The sequence below is a fragment of the Methanofollis sp. W23 genome, assembly GCF_017875325.1.
Lineage (GTDB): Archaea > Halobacteriota > Methanomicrobia > Methanomicrobiales > Methanofollaceae > Methanofollis.
In genome coordinates this window covers 2396991-2420840 of sequence record NZ_JAGGMN010000001.1, presented here as the reverse complement: position 1 = coordinate 2420840, position 23850 = coordinate 2396991, and the positions used below count along the sequence as shown (strand labels likewise).

24 protein-coding genes are annotated in these 23850 nt (G+C 57.9%); 8 read left to right on the top strand and 16 right to left on the bottom strand.

The annotated features are described in order from the left end of the window. The first annotated feature begins 409 nt into the window (after positions 1–409). The gene (locus tag J2129_RS10410) at positions 410–778 is read left to right on the top strand and encodes a cupin domain-containing protein (protein WP_209630803.1); all 369 of its coding nucleotides are present in this window, start codon (positions 410–412) and stop codon (positions 776–778) included. A gap of 89 nt (positions 779–867) precedes the next feature. Here the strand turns inward: J2129_RS10410 and J2129_RS10405 are convergent, their stop codons facing one another. From J2129_RS10405 to J2129_RS10395, 3 genes are read right to left on the bottom strand one after another with little or no spacing between them, the layout of a single operon-like run. Next, entirely contained in the window at positions 868–1527 is a 660-nt protein-coding gene (locus tag J2129_RS10405) for a TMEM175 family protein (RefSeq protein WP_209630802.1), read from the bottom strand. Between the two features lie 49 nt (positions 1528–1576). Continuing rightward, on the bottom strand, positions 1577–2347 hold the full coding sequence (locus J2129_RS10400; RefSeq protein ID WP_209630801.1) for an ABC transporter permease: 771 nt from the start codon (positions 2345–2347) through the stop codon (positions 1577–1579). Beyond that, positions 2344–3252 (bottom strand): ABC transporter ATP-binding protein, encoded by a 909-nt coding sequence (locus J2129_RS10395; protein WP_209630800.1) that lies wholly within the window; start codon positions 3250–3252, stop codon positions 2344–2346. Before J2129_RS10395 ends, J2129_RS10400 begins: the two co-directional genes overlap by 4 nt. 89 nt (positions 3253–3341) lie before the next feature. Here J2129_RS10395 and J2129_RS10390 point away from each other — a divergent pair, with 89 nt between their 5' ends. Further along, the gene (locus J2129_RS10390) at positions 3342–3515 is read left to right on the top strand and encodes a hypothetical protein (protein ID WP_209630799.1); all 174 of its coding nucleotides are present in this window, start codon (positions 3342–3344) and stop codon (positions 3513–3515) included. 1606 nt (positions 3516–5121) lie between these two features. Here J2129_RS10390 and J2129_RS10385 read toward each other — a convergent pair. The 4 genes from J2129_RS10385 to J2129_RS10370 form a co-directional block, all read right to left on the bottom strand. Continuing rightward, a complete protein-coding gene (locus J2129_RS10385; protein WP_209630798.1) occupies positions 5122–5631 on the bottom strand; it encodes a HEAT repeat domain-containing protein in 510 nt (169 codons plus the stop codon). Positions 5632–5636: 5 nt separating this feature from the next. Further along, positions 5637–6569 (bottom strand): mechanosensitive ion channel family protein, encoded by a 933-nt coding sequence (locus tag J2129_RS10380; protein WP_209630797.1) that lies wholly within the window; start codon positions 6567–6569, stop codon positions 5637–5639. After that, positions 6569–7276 carry a DUF432 domain-containing protein gene (locus J2129_RS10375; protein WP_209630796.1) on the bottom strand — a complete coding sequence of 236 codons (708 nt, stop codon included), beginning with the start codon at positions 7274–7276 and terminating at the stop codon, positions 6569–6571. Before J2129_RS10375 ends, J2129_RS10380 begins: the two co-directional genes overlap by 1 nt. A 370-nt stretch (positions 7277–7646) precedes the next feature. Next, entirely contained in the window at positions 7647–8078 is a 432-nt protein-coding gene (locus J2129_RS10370; protein ID WP_245320736.1) for a peptidylprolyl isomerase, read from the bottom strand. Between the two features lie 89 nt (positions 8079–8167). On the opposite strand from J2129_RS10370, the gene J2129_RS10365 reads away from it, so the two are divergent. Together J2129_RS10365 and J2129_RS10360 are read left to right on the top strand one after the other, a co-directional pair. Next, a complete protein-coding gene (locus J2129_RS10365; protein ID WP_209630794.1) occupies positions 8168–8824 on the top strand; it encodes a 2'-5' RNA ligase family protein in 657 nt (218 codons plus the stop codon). An 864-nt stretch (positions 8825–9688) separates the two neighbouring features. Next, positions 9689–10873 carry a cation:proton antiporter gene (locus J2129_RS10360; RefSeq protein ID WP_209630793.1) on the top strand — a complete coding sequence of 395 codons (1185 nt, stop codon included), beginning with the start codon at positions 9689–9691 and terminating at the stop codon, positions 10871–10873. A 1-nt stretch (position 10874) separates the two neighbouring features. On the opposite strand, the gene J2129_RS10355 is transcribed toward J2129_RS10360, so the two are convergent. The 3 genes from J2129_RS10355 to J2129_RS10345 all read right to left on the bottom strand — a co-directional run bounded on the left by J2129_RS10355 (position 10875) and on the right by J2129_RS10345 (position 12582). Next, positions 10875–11042: a hypothetical protein gene (locus tag J2129_RS10355; RefSeq protein ID WP_209630792.1), complete on the bottom strand. Its 168-nt coding sequence runs from the start codon at positions 11040–11042 to the stop codon at positions 10875–10877. Positions 11043–11122: 80 nt separating this feature from the next. Then, entirely contained in the window at positions 11123–11890 is a 768-nt protein-coding gene (locus tag J2129_RS10350) for a PLP-dependent aminotransferase family protein (protein ID WP_209630791.1), read from the bottom strand. Between the two features lie 440 nt (positions 11891–12330). Continuing rightward, a complete protein-coding gene (locus J2129_RS10345; RefSeq protein WP_209630790.1) occupies positions 12331–12582 on the bottom strand; it encodes a PspC domain-containing protein in 252 nt (83 codons plus the stop codon). A gap of 89 nt (positions 12583–12671) precedes the next feature. On the opposite strand from J2129_RS10345, the gene J2129_RS13170 reads away from it, so the two are divergent. Further along, positions 12672–12794: a hypothetical protein gene (locus tag J2129_RS13170; RefSeq protein WP_281069803.1), complete on the top strand. Its 123-nt coding sequence runs from the start codon at positions 12672–12674 to the stop codon at positions 12792–12794. Positions 12795–12836: 42 nt separating this feature from the next. Further along, on the top strand, positions 12837–13322 hold the full coding sequence (locus J2129_RS10340; protein WP_209630789.1) for a DUF2124 domain-containing protein: 486 nt from the start codon (positions 12837–12839) through the stop codon (positions 13320–13322). 1 nt (position 13323) lies between these two features. Here J2129_RS10340 and J2129_RS10335 read toward each other — a convergent pair whose 3' ends face one another. The 5 genes from J2129_RS10335 to frhA form a co-directional block, all read right to left on the bottom strand. After that, the gene (locus J2129_RS10335; protein WP_209630788.1) at positions 13324–13521 is read right to left on the bottom strand and encodes a hypothetical protein; all 198 of its coding nucleotides are present in this window, start codon (positions 13519–13521) and stop codon (positions 13324–13326) included. A 146-nt stretch (positions 13522–13667) separates the two neighbouring features. Beyond that, positions 13668–14531: a coenzyme F420 hydrogenase subunit beta gene (frhB, locus tag J2129_RS10330; RefSeq protein ID WP_209630787.1), complete on the bottom strand. Its 864-nt coding sequence runs from the start codon at positions 14529–14531 to the stop codon at positions 13668–13670. 10 nt (positions 14532–14541) lie between these two features. Beyond that, positions 14542–15303: a coenzyme F420 hydrogenase subunit gamma gene (frhG, locus tag J2129_RS10325; protein ID WP_209630786.1), complete on the bottom strand. Its 762-nt coding sequence runs from the start codon at positions 15301–15303 to the stop codon at positions 14542–14544. Positions 15304–15574: 271 nt separating this feature from the next. Further along, positions 15575–16111: a coenzyme F420-reducing hydrogenase, FrhD protein gene (gene frhD / locus J2129_RS10320; RefSeq protein ID WP_209630785.1), complete on the bottom strand. Its 537-nt coding sequence runs from the start codon at positions 16109–16111 to the stop codon at positions 15575–15577. Positions 16112–16122: 11 nt separating this feature from the next. Next, a complete protein-coding gene (gene frhA / locus J2129_RS10315) occupies positions 16123–17490 on the bottom strand; it encodes a coenzyme F420 hydrogenase subunit alpha (RefSeq protein WP_209630784.1) in 1368 nt (455 codons plus the stop codon). Positions 17491–18111: 621 nt separating this feature from the next. Here frhA and J2129_RS10310 point away from each other — a divergent pair. Continuing rightward, on the top strand, positions 18112–20832 hold the full coding sequence (locus J2129_RS10310; RefSeq protein WP_209630783.1) for a PAS domain S-box protein: 2721 nt from the start codon (positions 18112–18114) through the stop codon (positions 20830–20832). A 512-nt stretch (positions 20833–21344) separates the two neighbouring features. Here J2129_RS10310 and mptA read toward each other — a convergent pair. After that, positions 21345–22280 carry a GTP cyclohydrolase MptA gene (gene mptA, locus J2129_RS10305; protein WP_209630782.1) on the bottom strand — a complete coding sequence of 312 codons (936 nt, stop codon included), beginning with the start codon at positions 22278–22280 and terminating at the stop codon, positions 21345–21347. Between the two features lie 142 nt (positions 22281–22422). On the opposite strand from mptA, the gene ilvC reads away from it, so the two are divergent. After that, positions 22423–23415: a ketol-acid reductoisomerase gene (ilvC, locus tag J2129_RS10300; RefSeq protein ID WP_209630781.1), complete on the top strand. Its 993-nt coding sequence runs from the start codon at positions 22423–22425 to the stop codon at positions 23413–23415. Positions 23416–23850 lie beyond the last annotated feature (435 nt).

The following is a 23850-nucleotide window of genomic DNA, read 5'->3' as shown; positions in this document are numbered from 1 at the left end:
GATCTGCTCAAAACTGCATTGTAGATCCTCTTTTGATGGCCGTGTCGAGACCCTCTGGACGATTATCTCTGCGGGGGGCTTGTTGCGACACGATTGGGTCGAGGACTACAACATTCCTGTCATAGTTATCTATTCTGCCCTCACGCCCTCATCATGGTCCTCAGGGGTCTGGGGGCAGCGCCCCCTGCCGAGGAAGTGGGAAAACGAGTGTATAATATGCTGATTAAGAATTGATGGGATTTTCTCCAGGCCAGGTTTAACAGAACAGAAATGAAAGCCCCTCTACAGGACCCTGAACTCGCGTCTGGGTCCTGGTGAAGATCTGTGTCATTGGTTTTTTGTCTGACCGAAAGGTCGTCTCTCCTGATCTGACCCACATCTCTTTCTGCTCTCCACGACATCTCCCTTCATGCTGATCAGGGAGATCAGGACCACTCCGCTCTTCACTGCCAGAGATCGCACACATCTCAGGGAGATCCTCCACCCGAAAAATGAGCCAGAATGCAGGAACCGGTGTTCAATCGCTCATGCCTATCTTGCTCCTGGCGAGGCCTCGCGTCCCCACCGGTTGAGGACCTCCTCTGAGACCTATTATGTCCTCTCTGGTGAGGGGGTGATGCATATCGATGAGGAGTCGGCTCAGGTCTCTGCTGGCCAGGTAGTCTATATCCCCCCCGGTGCGGTCCAGAGCCTTGAGAATACCGGGGAAGACGATCTCGTGATCCTCGCGATCGTCGACCCTGCCTGGGATGCGGAGGACGAGGAGGTGCTGGACTGACAGGGAGATGAGAGACTCGTTTCTCGCGACACCCGAGGATGTGCCTCTTCTCATCAGGGTGCGGCTGCATCTTTCAAAGCACCCTCCCCTCAGACCAGGACCTGACAATCTTCATTCTCTTTGATCTGTGAAAGTCGTTTTATCACGAATATTGCCGCCGGGACCAGCAGATAGATTCCTGTACTCCAGGCCGAACCCAGCAGGGCGGCGGCGATCCCGAGGAACGAGAGGACAGGGATGACCGCGGCGAGGCGCATTCCAGGGGAAAGGCCGTTCTGGTGGATACCAGGCCTGAGCAGGTCCGTGTTGGAGGCGACATAGGTCCATTGGGCCAGGAGAAAACCGCCCACAGCAAGGAGGTTGACCTCGAGCACCATCGCGGCAACTGGGGATTCAGGGAAGTCCCCGGCAAATGAGGTGGAGAACGGGATGATCGCGACGCTCAACAGCAGGAGAGAGTTGAGGTCCAGGAACCGACGGTCGATATATTCCATCTTCTGGGAGAGGGCATGGTGGGAGACCCACATCCCATGCAGAATGAGGAAGGCGATGCAATAATGGACGAAGTCGGGGAAGAGGGACGAGAGCGTCTCCTCGATCTCGACAGTGCCGGTGATCGTGGCCACCGCCGGGACGCTGAGCCCGACCACAAGAAGGGTCATGGCGATCCCGAAGATCCCGTCGGTGAGTGCCTCGAACCGGTTCTTGGAAAAACCGATCCATCCGGCATATGCAGGCTCCGTGCTCATGTCACTCAAAAAATTGCAGTGACCGGTATTAACCGCTCTGGTCTGTGTCTTATATGATTAGCCGATGTTTCATCAGCCTGAGTGCAAAGAAAAAAAGTATGGGGGCGATGGTCCCGATCCAGAGGAGCCCGAGGAGAAGGAGATCCCATCCTGTCGAGAGGGTGAGGGCTCGCGCCACGTTGACGACATGGGCAAGGGGCAGAACGGCAAGGGCGAGGGCCTGGAGGGGGGCGGGCAGGAGGTCGAGGGGGAAGAAGGTGCCTGAGAAGAGGAACATCGGCGTGATAAAGAGAAAGGCCGGGTAGTTGATCGATTCGATGTTGGGGATGACGGCGGTGAAGCACATCCCGATGGAGGCGAAGAGGAGCCCGGCGGCGAAGGCGAAGGGGACAAGGAGGAGAGAGCCAGGGAGGTCGACAACCCCGAAGAGGATGAGGACCGGGAGGATGATCGCGGCAGAGATGAGACTTCTGGTGGCACCCCAGAGGATCTCCCCGGCGATCACCTCTTCGATCGTGACCGGGGTGGCGACGATGGCATCGAAGGTCTTCTGGTAGTACATCCTGACATAACTCCCATAGGTGCACTCGAAGAAGGAGGCGTTCATCACCGAGACGGCAAAGAGGGCCGGGGCGATGAACCTGATGTACGGGACGCCCTCGATGTCGGTGATGAATGCTCCGACTCCGAACCCCAGGGCGAGGAGGTAAAGGACTGGTTCGATCGCCGGCGGGATGAGGTTCACCTGCCAGGTCTTGGAGAAGACGTCGAGGTTCCTGCGCCAGACCGCCCATGCCAGGCCGCTGAGTTGCTCTCTCATTCGCGCAGTCTCCTGCCGGTGAGTTTGAGGAAGACGTCTTCAAGGGTCGTGGGCCTTGTTGCAAGTTTGATCGACCCGCATTCCTGGAGGAGGGCGGCGGTCATCTGTGTAGGGTCGTCGGTCGGGACAAGGACCGACCCGCCAACCAGGTCGTACCTCGCTCCATGCCGGTCGAGGCAGGAGAGGACCGCAGGCACCGCCTCGGCTTCGAGGATCTGGCGGCCGATCGTCCGGTCGATGAGGTCTGTCGGCGACCCTTCGACGAGGACGCCGCCATGGTCCATGATGACGAGGCGGTCGCAGAGCCGTTCCGCCTCTTCCATATAGTGCGTGGTAAGGACGATCGTCCGTCCTTCGGCCTGGAGCCCCTGGAGCTGTTCCCAGATCAGGTGCCTGGCCTGCGGGTCGAGCCCGGTGGTCGGCTCGTCGAGGACAAGGATCCTGGGGTCGTTGACCAGGGCGCGAGCCAGGACCAGTCGGCGTTTCATCCCGCCAGAGAGATGTTCGATGATGACGTCCTGTTTCTTCTCCATCTCTACAAATGCAAGGAGCCTGGCGATCCGCTCCTCGGCCACATCCTTCGCGATCCCGAAGTAGCGGGCATAGGTGCGGAGGTTCTCATATCCGGTCAACTCGGGGTCGAGGTTGTCTTCCTGGGGGACGACTCCGAGGAGGGCCTTGATCTCGCGTGCATGGGTGGCTGGGTCCATCCTCAGCACTTCCAGGTGCCCTCCGCTCCTGGGGGAGACGCACTGGACCATGCGCATCGTCGTCGTCTTGCCTGCACCGTTGGGGCCCAGGAACCCGAAGGCCTCACCTTCGGCGACAGAAAAGGTGACTCCCTTCACGGCGACAACATCACCGAAGCGTTTTACCAGGTTCTCCGCCCTGATGACCTCTCGCATCCCCCTCGCCCTGGGGTGTACTCCACGGTAGTTGTACTTTTCGCAAGGGGTCGGATGAAGAATTTTTCCTGGGAATGTCTATTTTATGGATGGCACCGCCAATTTTAGCCTTAATGATCTCGTTCCTTCTCTCAGGACTCGGCTTGTTCCTGGGGACGGTCGGACATTGTGTCCTTGCGGTGCTCTCTACGCTTCTGATGCCCCTCCTGATCGAGGTCTCCCTCGATCTCATCATCTGGATCTATGGGATGTACGACGGGTAGCACGCGGCAAAAGAGATGGTTTTGGGGTTGGGGGGTGATCCCCTCATAGATCTGTCAGAGTGATCTTTTGATCGCGTGCCACTCCCCTCTTTGCGCCGGTTGTACCCCCTGGACTGAAGACGGCAGCATTCTTGCCACAGTCGCCCATTCTGCCTTCCCTGCTCAATCTCGATCTCGGGGGTCTGGGGGCGTCGCCCGCGGCGCAAGACTATGGGAAGGCGGGTGCACCCCTCTGCATCAGGAACATCAGGGGGATTTCTATAGATCCCCTTTTTCCAAACATTCTTTGGGGAGGCTACATCTGCCCCGAATCTCTGACTATAGATACAGAGGCGTATGAAAACCACAGCGACAAAAACCGGGAGATCAGGCATGGGTATGACACCGGAAGGAGCGCCTCCCGCCGTGGGGGTGAGCAGATGTGACCTTCGCTGTCGGGCATGAAGACGTTTCTGTCCCGACTGCATAGATTCTTGTGCACTCCAGAGAAAGACCAGCCATACTCTACGCCCGGACACTCATATCGAGAGGAGATGTCTGGAAAATATACTCGGAAAATCGCCAAATATAAACCCCTCCATTGGTTTCACGCACCCATAATGGATTGAGAAGGAGGAGGACCTCATTTTTCCACGACCGGTCCGCCGGTCGGACACACCATCCGTCTCCTTATATGTTCTGCGTACATCTCCTGCCACGAGAGAGAACAAACGCGCGTTCATCTGTATGCCTGAGACGGGCGTACGTTGTAGGAACGATTTTATTGAGCGCACTTTCCGTAAATATCTGAAATTCTGGCTTTGTAGAAGTCCTCACTTATTGTGGGGAGGGATGTGTGTCGCCCCCCCTCTCATCTCTTCGGTCGGGGGCGAGTGCCGCCCGGACTCCCAGGATGAAGATGGGGCCAAGAAGGTACAATCAATCACCATGAAGAGCGTAATGCCGTCCACCGCCTATCTTTGCGCGGGGGAAACCAGATTCTTGTCCATACCAGATCCCTTTATCCATGTAATCCCAAATTTCAGGCCCTGTAGAAATTTTTTTGGCGTTTCTTTGCGACGGGGGGCGGACGGAGACCGGAGAAAAAACTATGAAAAGGGCCTGTAGAATTTAATACGAGGCGAGATCACGCCTCACGCGTACGAGATGATAATTTTCTGTCGTTGTATCTTTCTTAAGACGGAGAATTGGTAAGGGCTTTGTTCCATCGCCGTACCTACAATAGGTGAGGGGTTCTACAAAATTAAGAGCACATCCCACAACTCTCTTGGGGTGAATATCTCCTCGAACCAAAGCACTTCCTTCCAGAAATCCTGATCCTTATCCTCTACCGGCGGGCTCGCCGCCCCTGGCGCGAATACACGGGTGCACCACGAAGTGGGGAGGAGGTGTGTGCCTCACCTCCCCATAGCCTCGCGCCTGGGGCCCTGTCCCCGGACCCCTGGGAGGAAGATGGGGTTGGGAAGGCACAATCAATGATCATGAAGAGGAGGTTGCCGACCCCGGCCTATCGTGTGGCAGTGGGGTCCGGGGGGCGGCCGATCCCCCGGCGAATAGATTCATCAAGAGGATTTCTTTCTACAGAGCCCTATAAACAGAGATCCCTTCAGGAAGTCTTCTCCTCGCCCAACCCCTCGACCAGGTCGCCGATCCCCTCCTCGCCCATCTTCCAGAGCGTCAGCGAGGCACACATCCGCTGCACCTCGTCGCCCTCCTTGAGCATGTGCTTGAGCGGGGCGAGCGCCGGGGTACCGATCCGGCAGAGGGCCATGGCGACAAACCCGCGAAGCTCCCTGTCCTCGGTCGAGAGGCCCTCGATGAGGGGCGCCACCGCCACCTCGCCCATCGACCCCAGGGCCGCCGCCGCATAGCGCCTGAACCCCCGGTCCTTCTCGACGATCATCGTGAGCAGGAGAGGCTTGATCGCGGGTTCCCCGATCCTCGCGAGCACCCTGGCGGCGTACCAACAGGTGCTCTCTTCACCCTCGGTCAGGATCTCGATGAGCGGGAGGATCGCTTCCTCGCCCTTCGCCTCCAACCCGTCCTCGGCCGCATGGCGTTCGTCAATATTCTCACTTGAAAGTGCCTCTATCAGACTGGAGATCTCTTTATCCATAACATCTACCTTCCTTCATCGCCTTCGGCGTCAGAGACCAGAGGCGACGCATTGTCCGCACCGGTCGAAGGGAACGTGGGCGGTTCGGGCTGGGGGACGGGTTCCTCTCCCGCCCGTCGTCCCTTCTGAAGAGCAAGTTCGTTCTGGAACCAGACCACCCGTTGCGGGAAGGGTATCTCGATCCCGTTTGACTCAAGTTCGGCCTTGATCTTCCAGAGGAGGTCGGTGTACACTCCCCACCATTCGCTCGCCGGCGCCCAGATCATCACCCTGATATTCACCGAATTGTCGCCGAGTTCCTGGACATAGATCGTCGGCTCCGGGTTTTTGAGGGCAAAAGGATGCTCAAGGACCACCCTTTTGATGATCTCGATCGCACGCCCGGCATCGGCATCGTACGGGATCCCGACGACATAACTGAACCGCCTCGCCGCGTGAGCGACATAATTTGTGATCTCAGAGGTGAAAACCGTTTCATTTGGGATCCTGACATAGACGCCGTCGTAGGTCTTGACGATCGTCGAGAAGATGTTGAGGTCCGCGACAATGCCCCCCACACTCCCCATCTTGATATCATCCCCGATGGAGATCGGGCGCTCGACGATGAGGAAGAGCCCTGAGATCAGGTTGCCAAGCACACTCTGACTGGCGATACCGACCACGATCGAGAGGAACCCGCCGGCCACCAGCAGCCCGCCCAGTTCGACCTGGAAGTACGGGAGGATCATGAGGACGGCGATGACCAGCACCGCATAATTGACGATCTTGAGGAGGAGATCGAGCTGACTGCGCTTGATCTTGTCGGTAAGTGCCTTTTTGAGGTAGATGGTCAGGATCTTCGCGATGAAGGCCGCCCCGACGATCAGGATGAGGATGGTGAAAATCTGCCACCAGTCGATGGTTTCCAGGAACGAGACATTAAGTTCGGGTTCTGCCATCATAACCCCTGGTCCATCAGGAACCGCGAGCGCTCAACGCCAGGGATCCCCCGTCCCAGGTAGAGTTCAAGCGCTTTTTTCTGTCCTTCGGCAAAGGGGCGGTCACGGAACGAGGTCTCGGCGACCATCGTACTGACCAACCGCATCCTGGCCTGCATCGAGACCCTCTCCTCGTCATAATAGATCTTCATGCCCGTGCCCTCAAGGACCACCCTGGAGAGGTCGACCCAGTCCCTGGTGGTGTTGCTGATGGTGAGGGTGAGCAACCCTTCTTTGAAGGGGTCGAGATGCGGCGGAGTGGCATGGGTCGGGCTCCTCCAGTATCTCGCGATCGTCCCGTCGTCAGACGAGCCGTACAGGGTATATTTCTGGGCATTCCACGAGAAGACATCCAGAACCTCCAGGTTCCCCCGGCCCGCAACAAAGACGGCGATCTCGATGGGGAAGGTGAGGTAGACCGTCGACCTCGCGCCCGGTTCGATGGAGAGATGATCGAACTCGACGAGGAGGGCGTGACAGATGTTCTTCGGGAGGTTGAGCGGTTCGACCGGGTTGATGATCACCCGCCCGCCAGAGGTGAGGAGGAGGTGTTCCTTCTGGTCGCCGTTCAATACCCGGCGGTAGCAATATCTGCCTCCGTCCTGCTCGAACCCCAGAGAAAAACCTTCTCTTTTGTAATGGTAAGCAAGGTCGTGGGTGCCGTACACGCATTGAGTTTCAAAGGATGCCCACTTTAAGGTATCTCATCAGGCCACGCAAACAGTTCAAGGGTTCAGGTCAATCGCCCTCGCATAATAGACACAGACTCAGGACTGATGACCGGAATATGAGAGAAAAAAAGCTCTGCGAGATATGGTATGCGTCAGGGGTGGGCCTCACGCGACTTGATGGACCCTGGCACATGCGGTGAGAAAGGTGGGGGCGGCGTATCTGTACAAAGAACCAGTGAAAATTTCTACAGGGCCTGGGATTCAGAATTCACCGGGAGGTGCGTTCTGGTTTGAGAGAGCGGTCAGGCACCAGGAGACTTCCGGGACGGACATAGAGCAAAAAGAGGGAAAAATCTCGGCCCAGGTCTTACGAGATCGCCACGACCTCGACCTCGAAACAGAGGATTTCTCCTGCAAGCGGGTGGTTGGCATCGATGACAACCGTCTCCTCGGTGACCGCCGCCACCCTCACCGGTACTTTCTCCCCTTCGGAGAGTTCTGCCAGGAAACTGGCGCCAGGTTCAGGCGCCGGGCCTTCTCCGAAGGCCGAACGAGGCACCTCGGCCACGAGCCCTTCCCGCCACTCGCCATAGGCCTTCTCAGGATCAAGCGTGAATGCCTTCTTCTCTCCTGCGACCATCCCGAGAAGTTCCTCCTCGAAGGCCCGGAGATATTCGCCCCCCCCGATCGTCAGGACCAGCGGGGCACCCCCGGTGGTAGTCCCGAATATGCGGCCGTCTTCAAGGGTACCGGTGTAATGAAGCGTGACCGTGCTCCCATGTGCTGCCTGCTCTGACATACCCAACCTGCGGAGTGGGAAGTAAAGTAGTTTGTGGCCCGGGCAAGGGGCAGGAAAAGCATATCATCTCAGAGGAGATCTCTACCTCCATGCACCAGGATGAAGAGACGATCGCCGTTGATATTGCCCTTATCCCGCCAGCAGAGATCCGGAGCGAGGTCGGCCGGATCAACAGGACATTGATCAGGCGGAGCCGTGACCGGGGCGTCCTCCTTGGCCCGGGTGGAGGGATCGCCCATATCACCCTTGCCATGGCACCGATCAGGGCCGCCGACCTCACCGCGGTCTGTGACGATCTTGCAGAGATCTGGGGCCGGCACCGGCCTCTCAGTCTCACCCTCACCGGGGTCTCCAGTGTCATGACCGCACCCGGCCATCCGGTCTCAGGATTTGATATCGCCCCGGCACCCCCCCTGCGGGCACTCCACGACGAGGTCGTCCACGGCCTCACCCCCTTTGCCCTCAGCGAGACCGCACCCGGAATGCTTGCGGTCAGGAAGGGCGAGGTGCCCGACCGCGGGTTCCTCGACTATATCAGGGAGTTCAGGGCCGCCCATGCCGGCGACCGCTACTCGCCGCATATCACTCTCGGGGTCGGGGACGCAGGAGATCAGGACACCAGGCTCCCGCTCCCCTATCAGTTCACCACCGAGACGGTGGCGGTCTGCCACCTGGGCAATGGCGGGACCTGCCTGACCGTGCTCGGCGAGGTTGGAGGAGCACGACCCCTGGCCCCCCTCCCCTGATCTTGTTCCTCACGACCAGAAAGGCGAGCAGGGGAACAATCGCCCTCGCCGCCCCCCTGGCACCCGCGCTCAAGAAGAGCAAAGGCTTTGAAAATGATCTCGAAAGTTGGGATCTGTAGAGCCCTTCACCGATTTTCCTGTCTTCATATGGGAGATCAAGCCATGAGAAATTTTCATCACATATGCATGAGGTGCGATCTCGCTTCATGCAGAATTCTATGGAGCCGATGTCTGGCCCCATAGATCTGGAGGAGGGTTTCCCTCATCGATCTCTTTCTGGATTGATACGCATGGGACAGAATGACCGTCCAGATGATCGGCCCCCTGTCTTCCTGACCTGATCTCCATGCAAGACATGGGGTGCAAACGTCATTGAGGATGAGGGTATCGCAAAACGCCCCAGTTCTCCTCTTGGAGAAGAGAGAGATGATAGATGAGAGAACTTTTTCTCTTCTTTGTGTACCCATGCATCCATCCCCCTCCCATCCGCCCGCGCCGGGGACGAGTGCCTCTGGACTCCCTGGATTGTGATGGGACGGAAGGCAGAGAGAAGATCATGAAGAGAAGGTGTGGCCCTCCCCCAATCTTCATTCCAGGAGTCCGGGGATGGCACGCCCCTGACGGAAAGAGTGTTTTAATTCTGGGGGATATGCATAATCCAGAAAGTCCCGGGATATTGTCCGCAGAAAATATCTCTGATTTTCAAATGGTCATTTCGCCGCAGAGAGATCCATCCTTGAAATTCCTAAATGTTTTCAAGCCATTTTCTCGTTCTGCTCATCGTGGGGACGAGATATCGTTCCTGGCCAGACACGAAAGAGAGAGGGCACACCCCTTTAATACCCGAAAGTCTCACTCCTCTCCATGAGCACCGGGATCGAGACGACCATCGAGTTCCAGATGAGCCTGCTCCTCTTTGTGGCGCTCACCGGCTACCTTGTGGCATCCAGGATCAACCAGTCTGCCGTCGTCGGCGAGATCCTGGTCGGCCTCATTGTGGGCCCGAGTTTTCTTGCTCTCATCACTTATACCGACTTTGTCAGGAGTCTTGCCGCCCTCGGGGCTGTGATCCTCCTCTTTGTCATCGGCCTGGAGTTCGATCTCAAGGACCTTCTTGACCGGCGATATATTGTCATCGGACTTTTTGGGGTGGCGGTGCCCTGGATCGGCGGGTTCTGGCTTGCAGAGGCGATGGGATATCCCTTCGGGAGTGCGGTCTTTGTCGGGACTGCAATGACCGCCACGAGCATCGCGATCACCGCCAATGTCCTCAAGGAGATGGGACAGTTGAACAGCGCCGCGGCCAGGGCGGTGATCGGGACCGCAGTCATCGACGACGTCCTCTCCCTCATTGCCCTCTCGGTCTCTGTTGATGTGGTCTCAGGTACTTTCTCCCTGCTTACGGTGGCGACCACCGTCTTCAAAGACCTCGCCTTCATTGTCGTCGCCGGAGCGGTCGGGATCAAACTGGTCGCTCCCCTCCTCGAATGGATTGACAGGACCCCGTTCGCACGGCGCTACCCTGAGTTCGTCTTCATCACCGCGATGGCCGCCGCCTTCTTCTTCGCGATGGGAGCCGAGTTCGTCGGGATCTCGGCGATCATCGGGGCTTTCATCGCCGGGATCTCGTTCAAAGGCGTCGACCTCGTCCATTCCCGCGACCTCAAGGAGGGGGCCGAGTACCTGCACATCATCTTCGCCTCGATCTTCTTTGTCTCGCTCGGGATCCTCGTCGATATCAACGCCCTCACTCCAGACATCATGCTCTTCCTCATCGCCCTCACTGTCATGGCCGTCATCACCAAACTGATCGGCTGCGGCATCCCGGCACGTCTCCAGGGGGTGAGCACCAGGAACTCGCTGATCATCGGGTTCGGGATGGTGCCGCGTGGAGAGGTGGCGATGATCGTCGCCCTCATCGGGCTCAACCAGGGGCTCATCGACCAGGGGGTCTATGTGGCCATCGTGATGATGAGTCTGCTCACGACGGTGATCACCCCGATCGTCTACCGGAACTGGCTCTATAGGGGGTCCACAGATCCTGCCTGATCTACACGCCGATGGCTCGCGCGAGGCGGTGCATTCCCTCGGTGATCCTCTCCTCATCGGCGTTCGAAAAATTCAGGCGGACCATATGCTCCCCGCCGCCGTCCACATAAAACGGGAGGCCAGGAAGGATTGCGACCTGCTCGGCACGGGCACGCTCGAAAAGCGTCATTGAGGAGATCAGGAGGGGGGGTCACTAGGAGAAATATTCCGCCATCTGGATCGGTGCGGACGACATTGTCAGGGAAGAGGTCATCGATCAGGGCGGTTATCAAAGCGTAGTGCCGACCGTAGACCCTGCAGATCTCCCTGACATGCGCATCGACATCGGTGTTCAGAAGATATCGGGCGATGAATCCTCTGGTCAAGGGTGCTGGAATGGAGGTCTGACGCCTGCTTCGCCACAACGAGGGGCTCAAGGATCGCAGGTTCCGCACAGATCCAGCCGACACGCAGTCCCGGCGCCGCGACCTTCGAGAAGGACCCGGTCAGGATCGTCGTATCAGGGAGATACCTCTTTACCGGGGGCATAGCACGATCTGAGAACCGCAGTCCGCCATAGGCGTCGTCCTCGACAAAGAGCGTGCCGGTTCCGTCGAGGAGAGACGTTATATCTTCTCTTTTCTCCCGCGACGGGGTGATCTCTGAGGGATTCTGCGAGTTTGGGACGCCATAGAAGAGTCTGACCTCCTGCTCATCGAGCCCCCTCTCCAGGGCACCGAGGTCAGGTCCGTCCTTTTCGAGAGGGGCAGGACAGCAACGGGGTTCATAGAGGGAAAAGGCCTGGATGGCACCCAGATATCCAGGACGCTCGGTCGCCACCGCATCGCCTGGGTCAAGAACGACCTTGCCGATAAGGTCGAGGGCCTGTTGCGAACCACTGGTGATGAGGATCTCCTCGGGCCCGACCTCAAGCCCGAGCCTCTGCCTGTCGCGCCCGGCGATGAACTCCCTGAGAGGCAGATGCCCCTCGGTGGCGGCGTACTGGAGGGCGGCGGCATCCTTGGATCCAAAGACCAATCGGGCCGCCTTTTCAATCTCATCAACCTGAATAAGGCCAGGATTTGGAAACCTCCGGCAAAAGAGATGACTTCAGGGCCCCGTAGAAACCCTTATCTTTTCTGGGTGCGAGCGTGGTCCAACCACCTTCCTTCATCTTCTTGCCCGGGGCGCTGCCCCCAGACCCCACGGATGAAGATAGGGCCGGGAAGGCACACTCAATCGTCATGAAGAGCGTAATGCCGGCCACCGCCTCTCGCTCGCGGGGGGACCAGGAGGCGGCACGCCTCCCCGCCACAGATACCTGCCCAGAGAATATCTACAGAACCGACTTCAGGGTTTTCAGTGACTTTCAGGATCTCCCTGATAAAAGACCGGGACGTCTTCCCCATCCTGGCGGCGTACCGGAATGTCATCACCGACTCCTAGGGTCAGTGAAGGAAAATAATTTTTGGGAGGGTTCAGACTTTTTTCTCCTCCTTTATCGCATATTCTGCATCAAGGACGCCTTCTTCCCCTTCTTCCTCCTCAGGGATAATGATCACGGCGAGGATATAGAGGACGACCCCCGGAATGATCTGCGTGATCAGGGTGAGGACTGCCCAGGCGATCCTGACCCATGTCGGGTCGACACCGAAGTAGTTTCCAAGCGCCGCACACACCCCCGCAATCATCCGCCCTTCCCTGGGACGGAGCAGCCTTTTCTCTGCCATCCTTCCATCATTGACCTCATCCACAATTAGCCCTTTTGGAGAGGATCAATCCAACACCTTCATTTATTCTCCAGTCAAACGAGGGTGCGATGGATGAAAAAACATCCAAAAATGGCAAATTCAACCAGGCACTCCTCTTTATCGGCGGGATCATTTTTATCTCGATGACCATCATCACCGTCGTCTTTCTCGGTCAGATGATACTCGCATAAAGACAACGCCACGATTAATATATTCCCGGGGGATCTCTGTATATGAACGCGAAAGAACACCTCAAAGGAGTCCCAGGGATACTCAGGCCGTTCAAAGAGTATCTTGACAATGCAGGCCTCCCCGAAGGCGCGCAGATCGTCTACTATGGCTGTCCAGGTACCTGCACCCCCTTCATCGAACTCCTGACCTTTGCCGTCAGGAAACTCCCCTTAAAACATGTCTTCGTTCCGTTCCTCGACGAAGAGAAGGCGCGAGAGATCACGCCCGCACCAGGGATCGGGATGCAGATCAGTGACCAGGCTGGAACCCTGGAGCCGCAGGTGGTCGTGATCATGGGCGGACTTGCGATGCCCAATATCGAGGTCAGCGCAGAAGAGACCGCCGCCATCCTTGCAAACTACCCGCAGGCCAGACCTGTCGGGGTCTGTTTCATGAGCATGTTCGAGAAGGCCGGATGGACCGACAGAATCACCTTCGACCTCCTCATCGACGCGACCATCGATCCCGTGACCATCTACCAGGGATGAATCAGGCCTGGACGCGGGGCATATCCTCTGGCCTCAGTGTCCTGACGATCTCATCCACCATTTTCTCCACCTGATCTGATCGAGCAGGTCGTTCCCCGACTACAAGCGTGAGTTCGCCCATCTGTGCCAGTGCCAGTGCCACAATCCCCTCAAAAAAAGGCATCTCCACGAGATCGTCAAACGAGATCTGTGTTGTCATATCAAGCATGTCCCCCGTCGCGGACCTACACGAGTGAAACTATATAAAGTTTTTGAGAGTTCGAAATCTATCTAATCGCAAGAAGACAGAAGACTGCAGCCGACCTGCACCCTTCCGGCCCATTCAAGGACGTGCAAAAAATAGGATTAGAGGTAAGGGTTGCGCAGACCCTTGCCCACGCCAAAGGTCGCACGTTCATCCAGAGTCTTCTGGTTCTTGGTGATCTTGTCGGTCGCAAGCTTCTTGACAAGGTCAAGACCTGGCTTGACCTCCTCGATAGGCTTGGTCTCGAAGCATCCTGCACCAATTGCCTTCGACCAGGCGTTCTCACCATTCTTGGTCCTGACAAAGACCGTGCTCCAGCCGTCTGGGGCGCCGACCGATCCGGTCGAGACGTCCGCAAGATTGGAGACATAGTCCAGGCAGACATGACAGCCAGGCTGCTCATACTTGTGCGTAACCTTGAGCGGGATCTGGGCGACCGCACCGCGCTCGGTGTAGGCCCAGAACTTGCCCTTCCCGATGTCGAGTTTCTTGACCGACTCGAGTTTGACATTGCAGTGGTCCTCGACCATCGCCTCAAGACCCTGGTACGGGAAGTTCTCCATACAGAAGATCCCGACTGCAAGGGCGATCTTGTCAGGGACGTCCCGCATCCCGATCGGGTAGAGCTGGGCCTTGCGGACCGCCTGCATCTGGCACGGGGTGCCAACGATACCGATCCGGTCAAGACCGTAACTGCGGGTCGCCTCCTTGAGGAGGGAGATGTTCGGGGAGAGGGTGTATCTGGTCCCGCGGGCCGCGAGAAGTTCTGCTTTGCTGGTCGCAATGACCGGCTCTGGCTTCCAGGGTTCGTCAGAAGGCCCTGCGACGATGGCGCCGTCGATGATCCCCTCTTCAAGCGCGTACGCGAAGAGCTGGGTGACGATGCCGCCGTCCTGGGCACCCTTCAGGATCTCATTGTCAGTGCTGCGTGCCGCAACCACAGACTTGTAATTACCGAGTACCATCTCTTTCACCTCACTCCATGACTCCTTTTATGAGTTCTGAAATTCCTTCGAACTCGTTCATCACATCGAAGTTGAAGAAACTCCTCGGGCACTGGGCATAGCAGGCGCCACACTTGATGCAGAGGTCACGGTCGATGTTTGGCTTGCCATATTCCATGCTGACCGCACGGACCGGGCATGCCGCCGCACATGAACCACAGCCCATGCACAGGCCCTGGTTGATGACGTCGTACATCAGGTCGCAGCCGCATGCCTCGTCGCCGCGCTGGGCAAGGTCCATGAGCGGCTTGAGATAGGCGCCCGCGAGCTCCTTCTGCTCGTCGGTCCCCTTCAGCAGCAGGTAAGCCATGATACAGACGTTCCTGATCTGCTGGGGAGTAGGTGCACAGCCAGGGATGTACAGGTCGACGTCGATCAGTTCACCGATCGGGACGTACGACTCCATCTGAGGCTGGTTCCACTGGCCACCGCGGCAGAACCGGGTGATGTTCCCGTATGCCGCACAGCCACCAAGGGCGACGACGATCTTTGCCTTCTCCCTGGCTTCCCTGATCTCTTCCACTGAGCTCTTGTCCTGGAGACAGACCGACCCCTCGACAAGGGCGACGTCCATCTCTGGGATCTGCCTGACATCCACAAGGGTCAGTGCATACACGAGGTCTGCATAATCATCAAGGATCTTGAAGAGACCTTCGTAGTTGTCTGCAAAGGACACAAGGCACCCGGTACAGCCACTCAGGTGCACGTGTCCTACGGTAATCTTCTCTACCACAGGCATTTCCTCCTTCGTATTTTCCACCTTTTTTTCCACATCGATCTCGGAAGGTTTCATTCTGGGTCTGGGTGTCGGTTGTGCCGTTTCTGTTTTGGCTTCAACCGTTTTAGCAGGCTTTTCAGCAACCGTATCCTCTTTTGAAACCTTTACAGGCTCAGGACGTGTCGCCGGAGCGGGCGTGGGTTTCTGAACTCCCTTTGTTGATCCCTTCCCTTCAGATGGCTTCATTTCAGGCCTGGTCTCCGCCGTTACCGGCTCAACCGCACCTTTATGGGCCTCCCTGGGCCGGGGTCGTTCCTTCCTCCCCAAGATCTGCTTTAACTTTGATAGTAGCCCCATCATCCACCCCAATTTCTTTGAGTACGTGACGTACCGCTTTGGGAATGGCCTTTTCAACCTCATCCGAGAGACCCAATTCAACATTGGGTTCGGTCACACGCTTTGGCTGGCATCCAATGATCGCGATCTCGACCCGGTCCTTGAGTAACTGGAGTGGCTCGACCATATTCCATGAGTGGACGTCCCGGTAACTGCCGGGAGGGAGGTCTTCGGGTGTCAGGCGGACAAGTGTCCCGGGTTTTCCCCCGAAGTCAGCAATATCGACGACGATCAATTTTTTGACCGGTTCGTCGGAGTGCGCCATCAGAGTAAAAAGATAGTGCGGGCCACCCAGGCCGCCGTCGATCACCTTGACCTTCTCTGGCAGGTCAAGTTTCTGCAGTTCTTCAACGACTGCAGGGCCAAAGCCATCGTCGGCAAAGAGTGGATTCCCACATCCCACCACCACGATCTCTCGGAACAGCATGCGTGCAACTCTCACTCGATGAGTTTCTGAGCCACTATCCTCTTGTCTTCGTTGACCACCAGCATGTGGGTCGCACAGGAGACGCACGGGTCATACGCACGGACGATGACCTCGGCGAGCTGCCATGGTGCACCCTCAAGTGCCCGGCTGCATGTCGGGAAGTTCCAGGTGGTCGGGACAAGCAATGAATACCAGCGGACCCGGCCGTCCTTGACCTTGACAAGGTGGACGTCGCTGCCACGCGGGGCTTCGTTGGCCGCCCAGCCAAGGGTGCCGTCGCCCTGCGGGATCTCGTCGGCAAGGACCTTGCCTGAGGTGTTGAGTGCGTCGGCCGCTTCCATCATGCCATAGATGCAGTCCATGTACTCCATCTGCCGGGCGATCTGGAGGCCCATCGCGCCCTTCAGGTCGAAGTTCCTGTACTGGACCATACGGGCACGCGGCCCGACCTCGACCGGCTGGCCGTCGTACAGGGGCACGCCCATGCAGGCCTCCATCTGCGGCCAGGCCTTGTTGCCTGCCGGAGTGGTCCCCCCGATCGGGTAGTTGGGCTCGTCGTAATCGATCTCGGTCTCGCCCATGTACCAGTCCCAGGGCCTGACCTCAGTCCAGCGCTCAGGGAACCAGGTCGGGTCGTCGTCAAGGCTGGAACTGCCGTAGACCGGGGCGGTTGCCATGTAGCCCTGGTTGTGGAACCCAAAGGTGTCGGGAACCGGCACTTCCATGCCGCCGACTTCGACGGTGTCCCTGTTCTGGAAGTTCTTGAAGACTGAGATCATGAACTCCATGTGGTCGCGGGCAAGAGGCAGGGCCTCTTTCGCGAGGTCGTAAATCTTCTCTCTAGCCCGTGGGGTGATGTTCTTGTACATCCCGCCGACACGGGGGTTGGACGGGTGGATTGCCTCACCGCCGACGATCTCGCCGACCGTCTGCCCGACTTCACGGAGTTTCTGGATCCGCAGGGCGACCGAGCGGACTGGTTCTTCAGGAGTGAAGGGGTTGATCTTGGTGTCGGTACCCGGCAGGTACATGTCGGGCAGGGAGAGGATGTTGTGCAGGGCGTGGCTGTGTAGCCTGTTCGCACACTGAAGGATGTAACGCAGGAGCATTGCATCTTCTGGGACATAACAGCCGACCGACGCTTCCATTGCCTCGGTAGCCGCGAGCGTGTGGGCGATCGGACAGATACCGCACACGCGGGAGGCAATCTTAGGCACCTGGTGCATCGACTTGCCTACGGCGAGTTTCTCAATGCCCCGTACAGGGGTCAGACTGAGCCAATCACCACGCTCGACGATGCCTTCGTCGTTTATCTTGAGCACGAGTTTGGTGTGGCCCTCGTGCCTCGTGGTTGGGGAAATCTCTACAACTTTCGACAAATATATCGCCTCATTTCGATTCGGATTGTTCAAACAGCGATACTTATGTTTTCGAACCTGTGCAATAGGTGTGACACGTACCACAGAAGTACGTTAGAAGCAATTACCTCAAGCGTTTAGTTATAGCTTTCGATTTAAAACCAGGGCTTTACAAAATATCAGGAAAAACGAACAGACTTCGATTGAGTATTCTCGCACAATACGATAATATTGCCCCCGCCTCATAATATCTGCCGAATAAAATATGAACTCCGCCCTAAAATCTATTATAATGAATAATATGATACAATTGCGGGTAAAAACAGAAACATACCATTTATATCATGAAATATTCTGAAAACGATTCAGAGATCCGTTGCCATACCTGATCTCCTAGAGAGCGTTCAAATAGAATTTGGAAAAATCAGGATGATTCCAGGGAACGCGCACAAAATAACGCAGATCGCCACAAAAGAATTTAAATTAAGAATGCCGGTATATGTCCCGGCACATATGGGGGATGGACCAGAAATTCTCAGGGATATCAGGCGAATATTGCGCCAGAATCCAAAAGGTCTGAGTATCTCAGACATCTCACGAAAAGTGGGGCTGAACCGCAACTCTGTCGCAAAGTACCTTGAGATGCTCCTGATCTCGGGCCAGGCAGAGATGCGCACCTATGGGGCTGCCAAGGTCTACACCGCCTCCCAGCGCCTTCCCATCTCCGCTCTCCTTGAATATTCCAGTGATCTGATCGTAGTCCTTGATGACGAGGCCCGGGTCCTCCAGATCAATGCCCCGTTCCTCTCGTTCTCAGGAATGAAGAAGGAAGACCTCCTTGGAACCCCGGTTACGTCGTCCGGTCTCCCGATCATCACCACCCCCCTGGTGCTCTCGGTCCTTGAGGACCGCCCCATCGGCGAGGTGGTGGTCCCTGAGGTGGCATGGGGGGATGAGAGCATCTTCAGGGCCAAGATCCTCCCGACCACCTTTGAGGAGGGAGGACACGGGACGACGATCATCCTGGAAGATCTTACCGAAATGAAAAAGACCTGGAGGGTGCGGACCTTCCTGGCCAACATCGTCGAGTCGACAGAGGACGCCGTCATCGGCAAAGACCTTGACGGAAAAGTAGTGTCATGGAACCAGGGCGCTGAACGATTGTACGGATACACTTCACACGAGATGATGGGGCAGACCCTTGACCGCCTCGTCCCACCCGAAAAAAAAGACGAAATTCAGACTGTCCAGGAGGAGATCGAGGTGGGCAGAAGTATCGACCGGCTCGAAACGGTCCGGTTCAGGAAGGACAGGTCCAGGGTCGATGTCGCCATCTCGGTCTCGCCGGTGAGAGATGAAGGGGGGCGGGTGGTCGGAGCTTCCACCATCGCCAGGGACATCAGCACCCAGAAACATGCCGAAGAGGAGCAGAGACTCCATACTGAGGAGACCGCATTCCTCTCAAGGACCGCGATGGCGTTCGTCGAGATGGAGGACGACGACGAGATCTTTGGGTTCATCGGCAGACAGATCCAGACACTTCTCCCTGATGCGGCGGTCGTCGTCTCTTCATATGCCCGTGAAGAGGGGGAGTTCTCTGTCGAAGCCGTCATGGAGAGTGAGGGAGAGGACGAGGGGCGGGCTCACGGACTGTATGGGGGCCACTATCCCATGACGCCAGAGATCAGGGCATATGGAGAGAGTCGGCTCTACGAGAAGGTTTCCCTGCCCGGCTACCCTGCTGCAGAGATGAGGTACGGAGGGGAGGGGCACATGTACGCCCCCCTCATCTCGCACGAGACCTTCTTGGGGAATGTGGTGGTCCTGGCAGATCAGGGGGAGGTCACGAGGAAAAGAGCGGTGATCGAGGCGTTCATCCGCCAGTCCGCCGTGGCCCTCCACCGTCGACATGCCCGCCTGGCCCTGAAGAGGAGCCGGGAACGGGCCCGGACCCTGCTTGACGCTTCTTTCGACCTGGTGGTCCTCACCAATCCAGAGGGAGAGGTGCTCGCGGTCAACGAGCGAGCAGGCCGGTTCTTCAAGCGGACTGGAAAAAACGAGGCAGGTCCCCTCTATGCCGCCCTTGACGGGATGCAGGAGGGGGTCCTGCGGGAGGGGCGGCCGGCGAAGAGCGAGGTGCGGGCCTGTGGGAAGATCTTCGAAGTCTCCATGACCCCGGTCAGGGTCGTGGACGGAACCGTGCATGAGGTTGCCACGTTCTTCAGGGACATCACCCTTGAGCGCGAGGCGCAGGAAGAGAGCAGACGGACAAACCGGCAACTCGCCGATATCATCGAATTTCTTCCCGACGCCACCGTCGTCGTCGATGCGGCCGGGCAGGTGGTTGCCTGGAACCGGGCGATGGAGGAGATCTCAGGGGTCAGGAAAGAAGCGATTATCGGGGAGGGGGGACATGCCTATGCCGTCCCCTTCTATGGCGAACGCCGTCCAGTCCTCCTCGACCTGGTCGGAACTGGAGACGCACCGCCGCCAGGCTACCTCCAGTTTGAACGCCTGGGAGACACGGTCGTCGGGAGTGCCTACTGTCCGGCGGCAAAGAGGGGGGCAGGGGTCCATGTATGGGGGAAAGCCACGGCACTCTTCGATGATACCGGAGAGCGGATCGGGGCGATCGAAGCAGTCAGGGATATCGGCCCCCTTGTCGAGGCAGATATGGCACTCAGGAGGAGCGAAGAAGAGTACAGGGCGTTGGTCGAGCAGGCCAGTTCGGTCATCCTCTCCCTTGACCCCGAGGGCAGGGTGCTGTTTCTCAACGCCTTTGCCGAGCAGTGCTTCGGCTACACCAGGGAGGAGGTGATCGGGAGGGACGTGGTCGGCCTGATCACTCCGGAAGTGGAGTCTTCAGGCCGCGACCTGCGGGCCCTGGTGCACTCGATCTGCACCGCCCCTGAGCAATTCCAGACCTGCGAGAACGAGACTGTCACCAGGGACGGCAGGCGCCTCTGGTTCTCCTGGACCAACCATGCTGTATATGCACCGGACGGACGGCTCAAAGGGGTGACCTGTATCGGCAACGAGATCACCGAGAGAAGAGACCTGGAGAGGGCACTGGAGTCGGCGCGCCATGACCTGAAAAGTGTCGTCCAGGTGCTGGCGCAGGCGGCGGCGGATCACCTCGTGGTCAGGCCAGGGGAGATCGAGCCCGCGGCCACACCCCCAGAAGAGATCAGGGCGGCCCTCAAGAAGGGCACACCAGTCAGGGATGAGAGCGAGGAAGGCGAGCAGAGGTGGTATATCCCGCTCACCGACTGGGGAGGGGAGGGGCCGGCGGTCCTCGCGGTGGTCCTGCCCCTGTCTGAACAGGCGAGGGGATGCGAGAGTTCGCAGAAAAAAGTTTTGTAGAATCCGGCATGAACCTCTGGTCCACGCATAGGCGATATCAATTTCTCGCCGCGTGCTTTTTCTCTTTTTCCAGAACCGGAGTATCGGTGGAGACCGTGTGCACTTCACTGCTCTCCCCCACCATCAATGCTGGGGGTGCGGCGCCCCCTGAGCTCAGGGATGAAGATGGGGAGGAGGGCAGAGTGAGCATATTTTTCTCTGCCTTCCCGGCCCTGTCCCCATCCTGAGGGTCGAGGGCAGAATCTCCGGCATGGAGAAGCAGGTATCTCTTCATTGTCATCCATCGCGCTCATCAGTGAGGAGGAGGGCGGAAAAATTCTGGGATGACCACATAGTAAATCCCCAGGATGGCGCATATTGGAGGAAGGTTGGCCGCTCCCAGATACGCAGATGGGGGAAGGCGGATGACTCACACTCACCCCGGGGCGCACTCGAAGTTCCTGAAGAGGAGTGTGCCATCCTCCGCCAGGAGAGACCCTCCTCTAAAGGGCCTCTCCCGCGTCAAAAAATACTTATTCGCCGTTCAGCTCGTTGATGAGCTCGGCAAGTGTCGCTTTCCGCTCGGCGTAGGCGTCATGCTGGTGGATGCTCTCCTCATTGGTCTGACGCACGAGGATCGCGGAGTCGCCAGGCAGGTCGCCGAATTCCTGGACCACCCTCCTGGCCATCTCGCGGACGCAGTCCTCGACAAAGCGGGCATTGGAGTGTGCCTGCATCACGACATAATTCTCATCGCCGCGCTTGAGGAGTTCATAGATCGAGGCGCTCATCGAGGCCTTGAGCAGGTTGATGATTGATTCCAGGGAGACGTGGGATTCATCATCGGTCTCGATACAGAGGAAGCCGCGCCCGCGCTGGTTGTGCGTGGCCATCGGCACCTTCTCAAAGAAGGCGTCGATCTTCTCTGGTTCAACCTCGAGGTCCTGCATCACGTGGACCGCATAGTCCTTCATGATGTCCTGAGCACACGGGCAGGCCGTCATGCCGGTCACTTCAGCACCGATGCTCTTCCTGATGATCGGGTTGCCCCCGTTCCTCTTTGCAACGGCACGTGCATAGACTTTCACGACTTCATGGCACCCAGTCTTGGAGACCGGGGTCTCGCGGCGGACCATAAACTCGCTGCGCATCTGGATCTCGGTTCTTTCTGCATACTCGTGGTGGTCAAGGAGTTTTCTCGCGACAACGCTGCAGAGTTCCTCGATCTCGGTGACCTTTCCGTCGATGGCCTCCTGGAGTACCTCGTCGATCACCTCGAAGTTGCGGGAGAGGTTCGCACCCTTCAGGCTTCCGGGGAGGTCGACATATACGTCGAAATTAGAGATGAAAACGACAGGACGCTTTTCGGGGCGGGACACTTCAACGAGCTTTTTTACATTCTTTACGCCGACCCGCGTCAGGTTGATTCTGACATCCGGACACGTCGACTGTACATCAGGCAGATCCATTCTCATTACCCTCAATCATTGGAAAGTAGTTTTATTTTCGGTTTGACGCCGTCCAGAGAACCGAAAAGCGCCAATTTGTAGTAATTTTAGGTACCCACTATAGTTATTTATGGACTTCGATAGCACTAAGCGCGTGGTGCAGATGGTTGAGAAGTACTTTGACGCAGACGCCGACCTGGGCGTGCTGGCCGGAAAACGGATTGCAGTCATTGGCTACGGGTCCCAGGGGCGCGGACAGGCGCTGAACCTCAGGGACTCGGGCCTCGATGTGATCGTCGGGGTGAGGCCGGGAAAGAGCTGGGAAAACGCCATCAAAGACGGGATCGAGGTCTTCCAGGTCGCGGACGCGGTCCAGCAGGCCGACGTCGTTCAGGTCCTCCTCCCTGACGAGGAGCAGGCGCGGGCCTATCTGGCGTCCATCAGGCCAGGGCTCTCTGCCGGCAAGACCCTGATGTTCTCCCATGGGTTCAACATCCATTATGGACAGATCGTCCCCCCGCCAGACGTGAATGTCGTGATGGTCGCGCCAAAAGGCCCGGGCGACCTGGTCAGGCGGTTGTACGAGGAGGGCGCGGGCGTGCCGGCGCTCATCGCCGTCGAACAGGACGCCGTCGGGGACGCGAGGGACGTCGCCCTTGCCTATGCGAAAGGGATCGGGGCGACGCGGGCGGCGGTCTTCGAGACCACCTTCAGGGAGGAGACCGAGACCGATCTTTTCGGGGAACAGGCGGTGCTCTGCGGCGGGTGTTCGGCCCTGATCAAGGCCGGGTTCGAGACCCTGGTCGCCAACGGGTACGCGCCTGAGATGGCCTATCTGGAGGTCTGCCACGAACTCAAGCTCATCGTCGACCTCATCTATGAGGGAGGGCTCTCTGAGATGCGCGGGGTCATCTCGAACACCGCCAGGTACGGCGACCTGACACGCGGGCCGCGCGTCGTCGGACCTGAGGTCTATGCGGCGATGCAGGAGGTGCTCGAGGAGATCCAGGATGGGCGGTTTGCAAAGGAGTGGATCCTGGAGAACCAGGTGAACCGCCCGGTCTTCACGGCCCTGACCCGCGCCGACGAGGAGCACGACCTCGAGGTGGTCGGGGCGGAGATCAGGGGTGTGATGCCGCAGTTCAAAAAGAAGTGAGGGGCGGCATTATTTTTTAGCGAATAGATCGGCCCTAGAGAAACCCTCACCTCTCCCGGGTACGAGCGTGACGCACCTCCCTCCCCTCCCATAGTTTCTCGCCGGGGTGCTACTCCTGGACTCCTGGGACGAAGAGCGGACAGGGAAGGTAGAATAGATTATGAACATATCCCAAAATTCTCGGGAGGGAAAGAGATGATCATGAAGAGGGGAATGCGATCTCTGGCCACTCTTCATCAGTGGGGGGAAGGCCATGGATGCATGTGTGCGCTACGAAGAGGCGAGGGCTTCTCCACCATCATCTCTCTCGATCTTCAGAGAGAGAAGCAGGAGAGTTCTGGGATAGCCTCAGAGAGATGGACCCTTCCGCCCCATGGAGAGTCATTTTTTTTCTTCGCACCTGGTTTACCCCTGGAATAAAACGCATATGCCGCG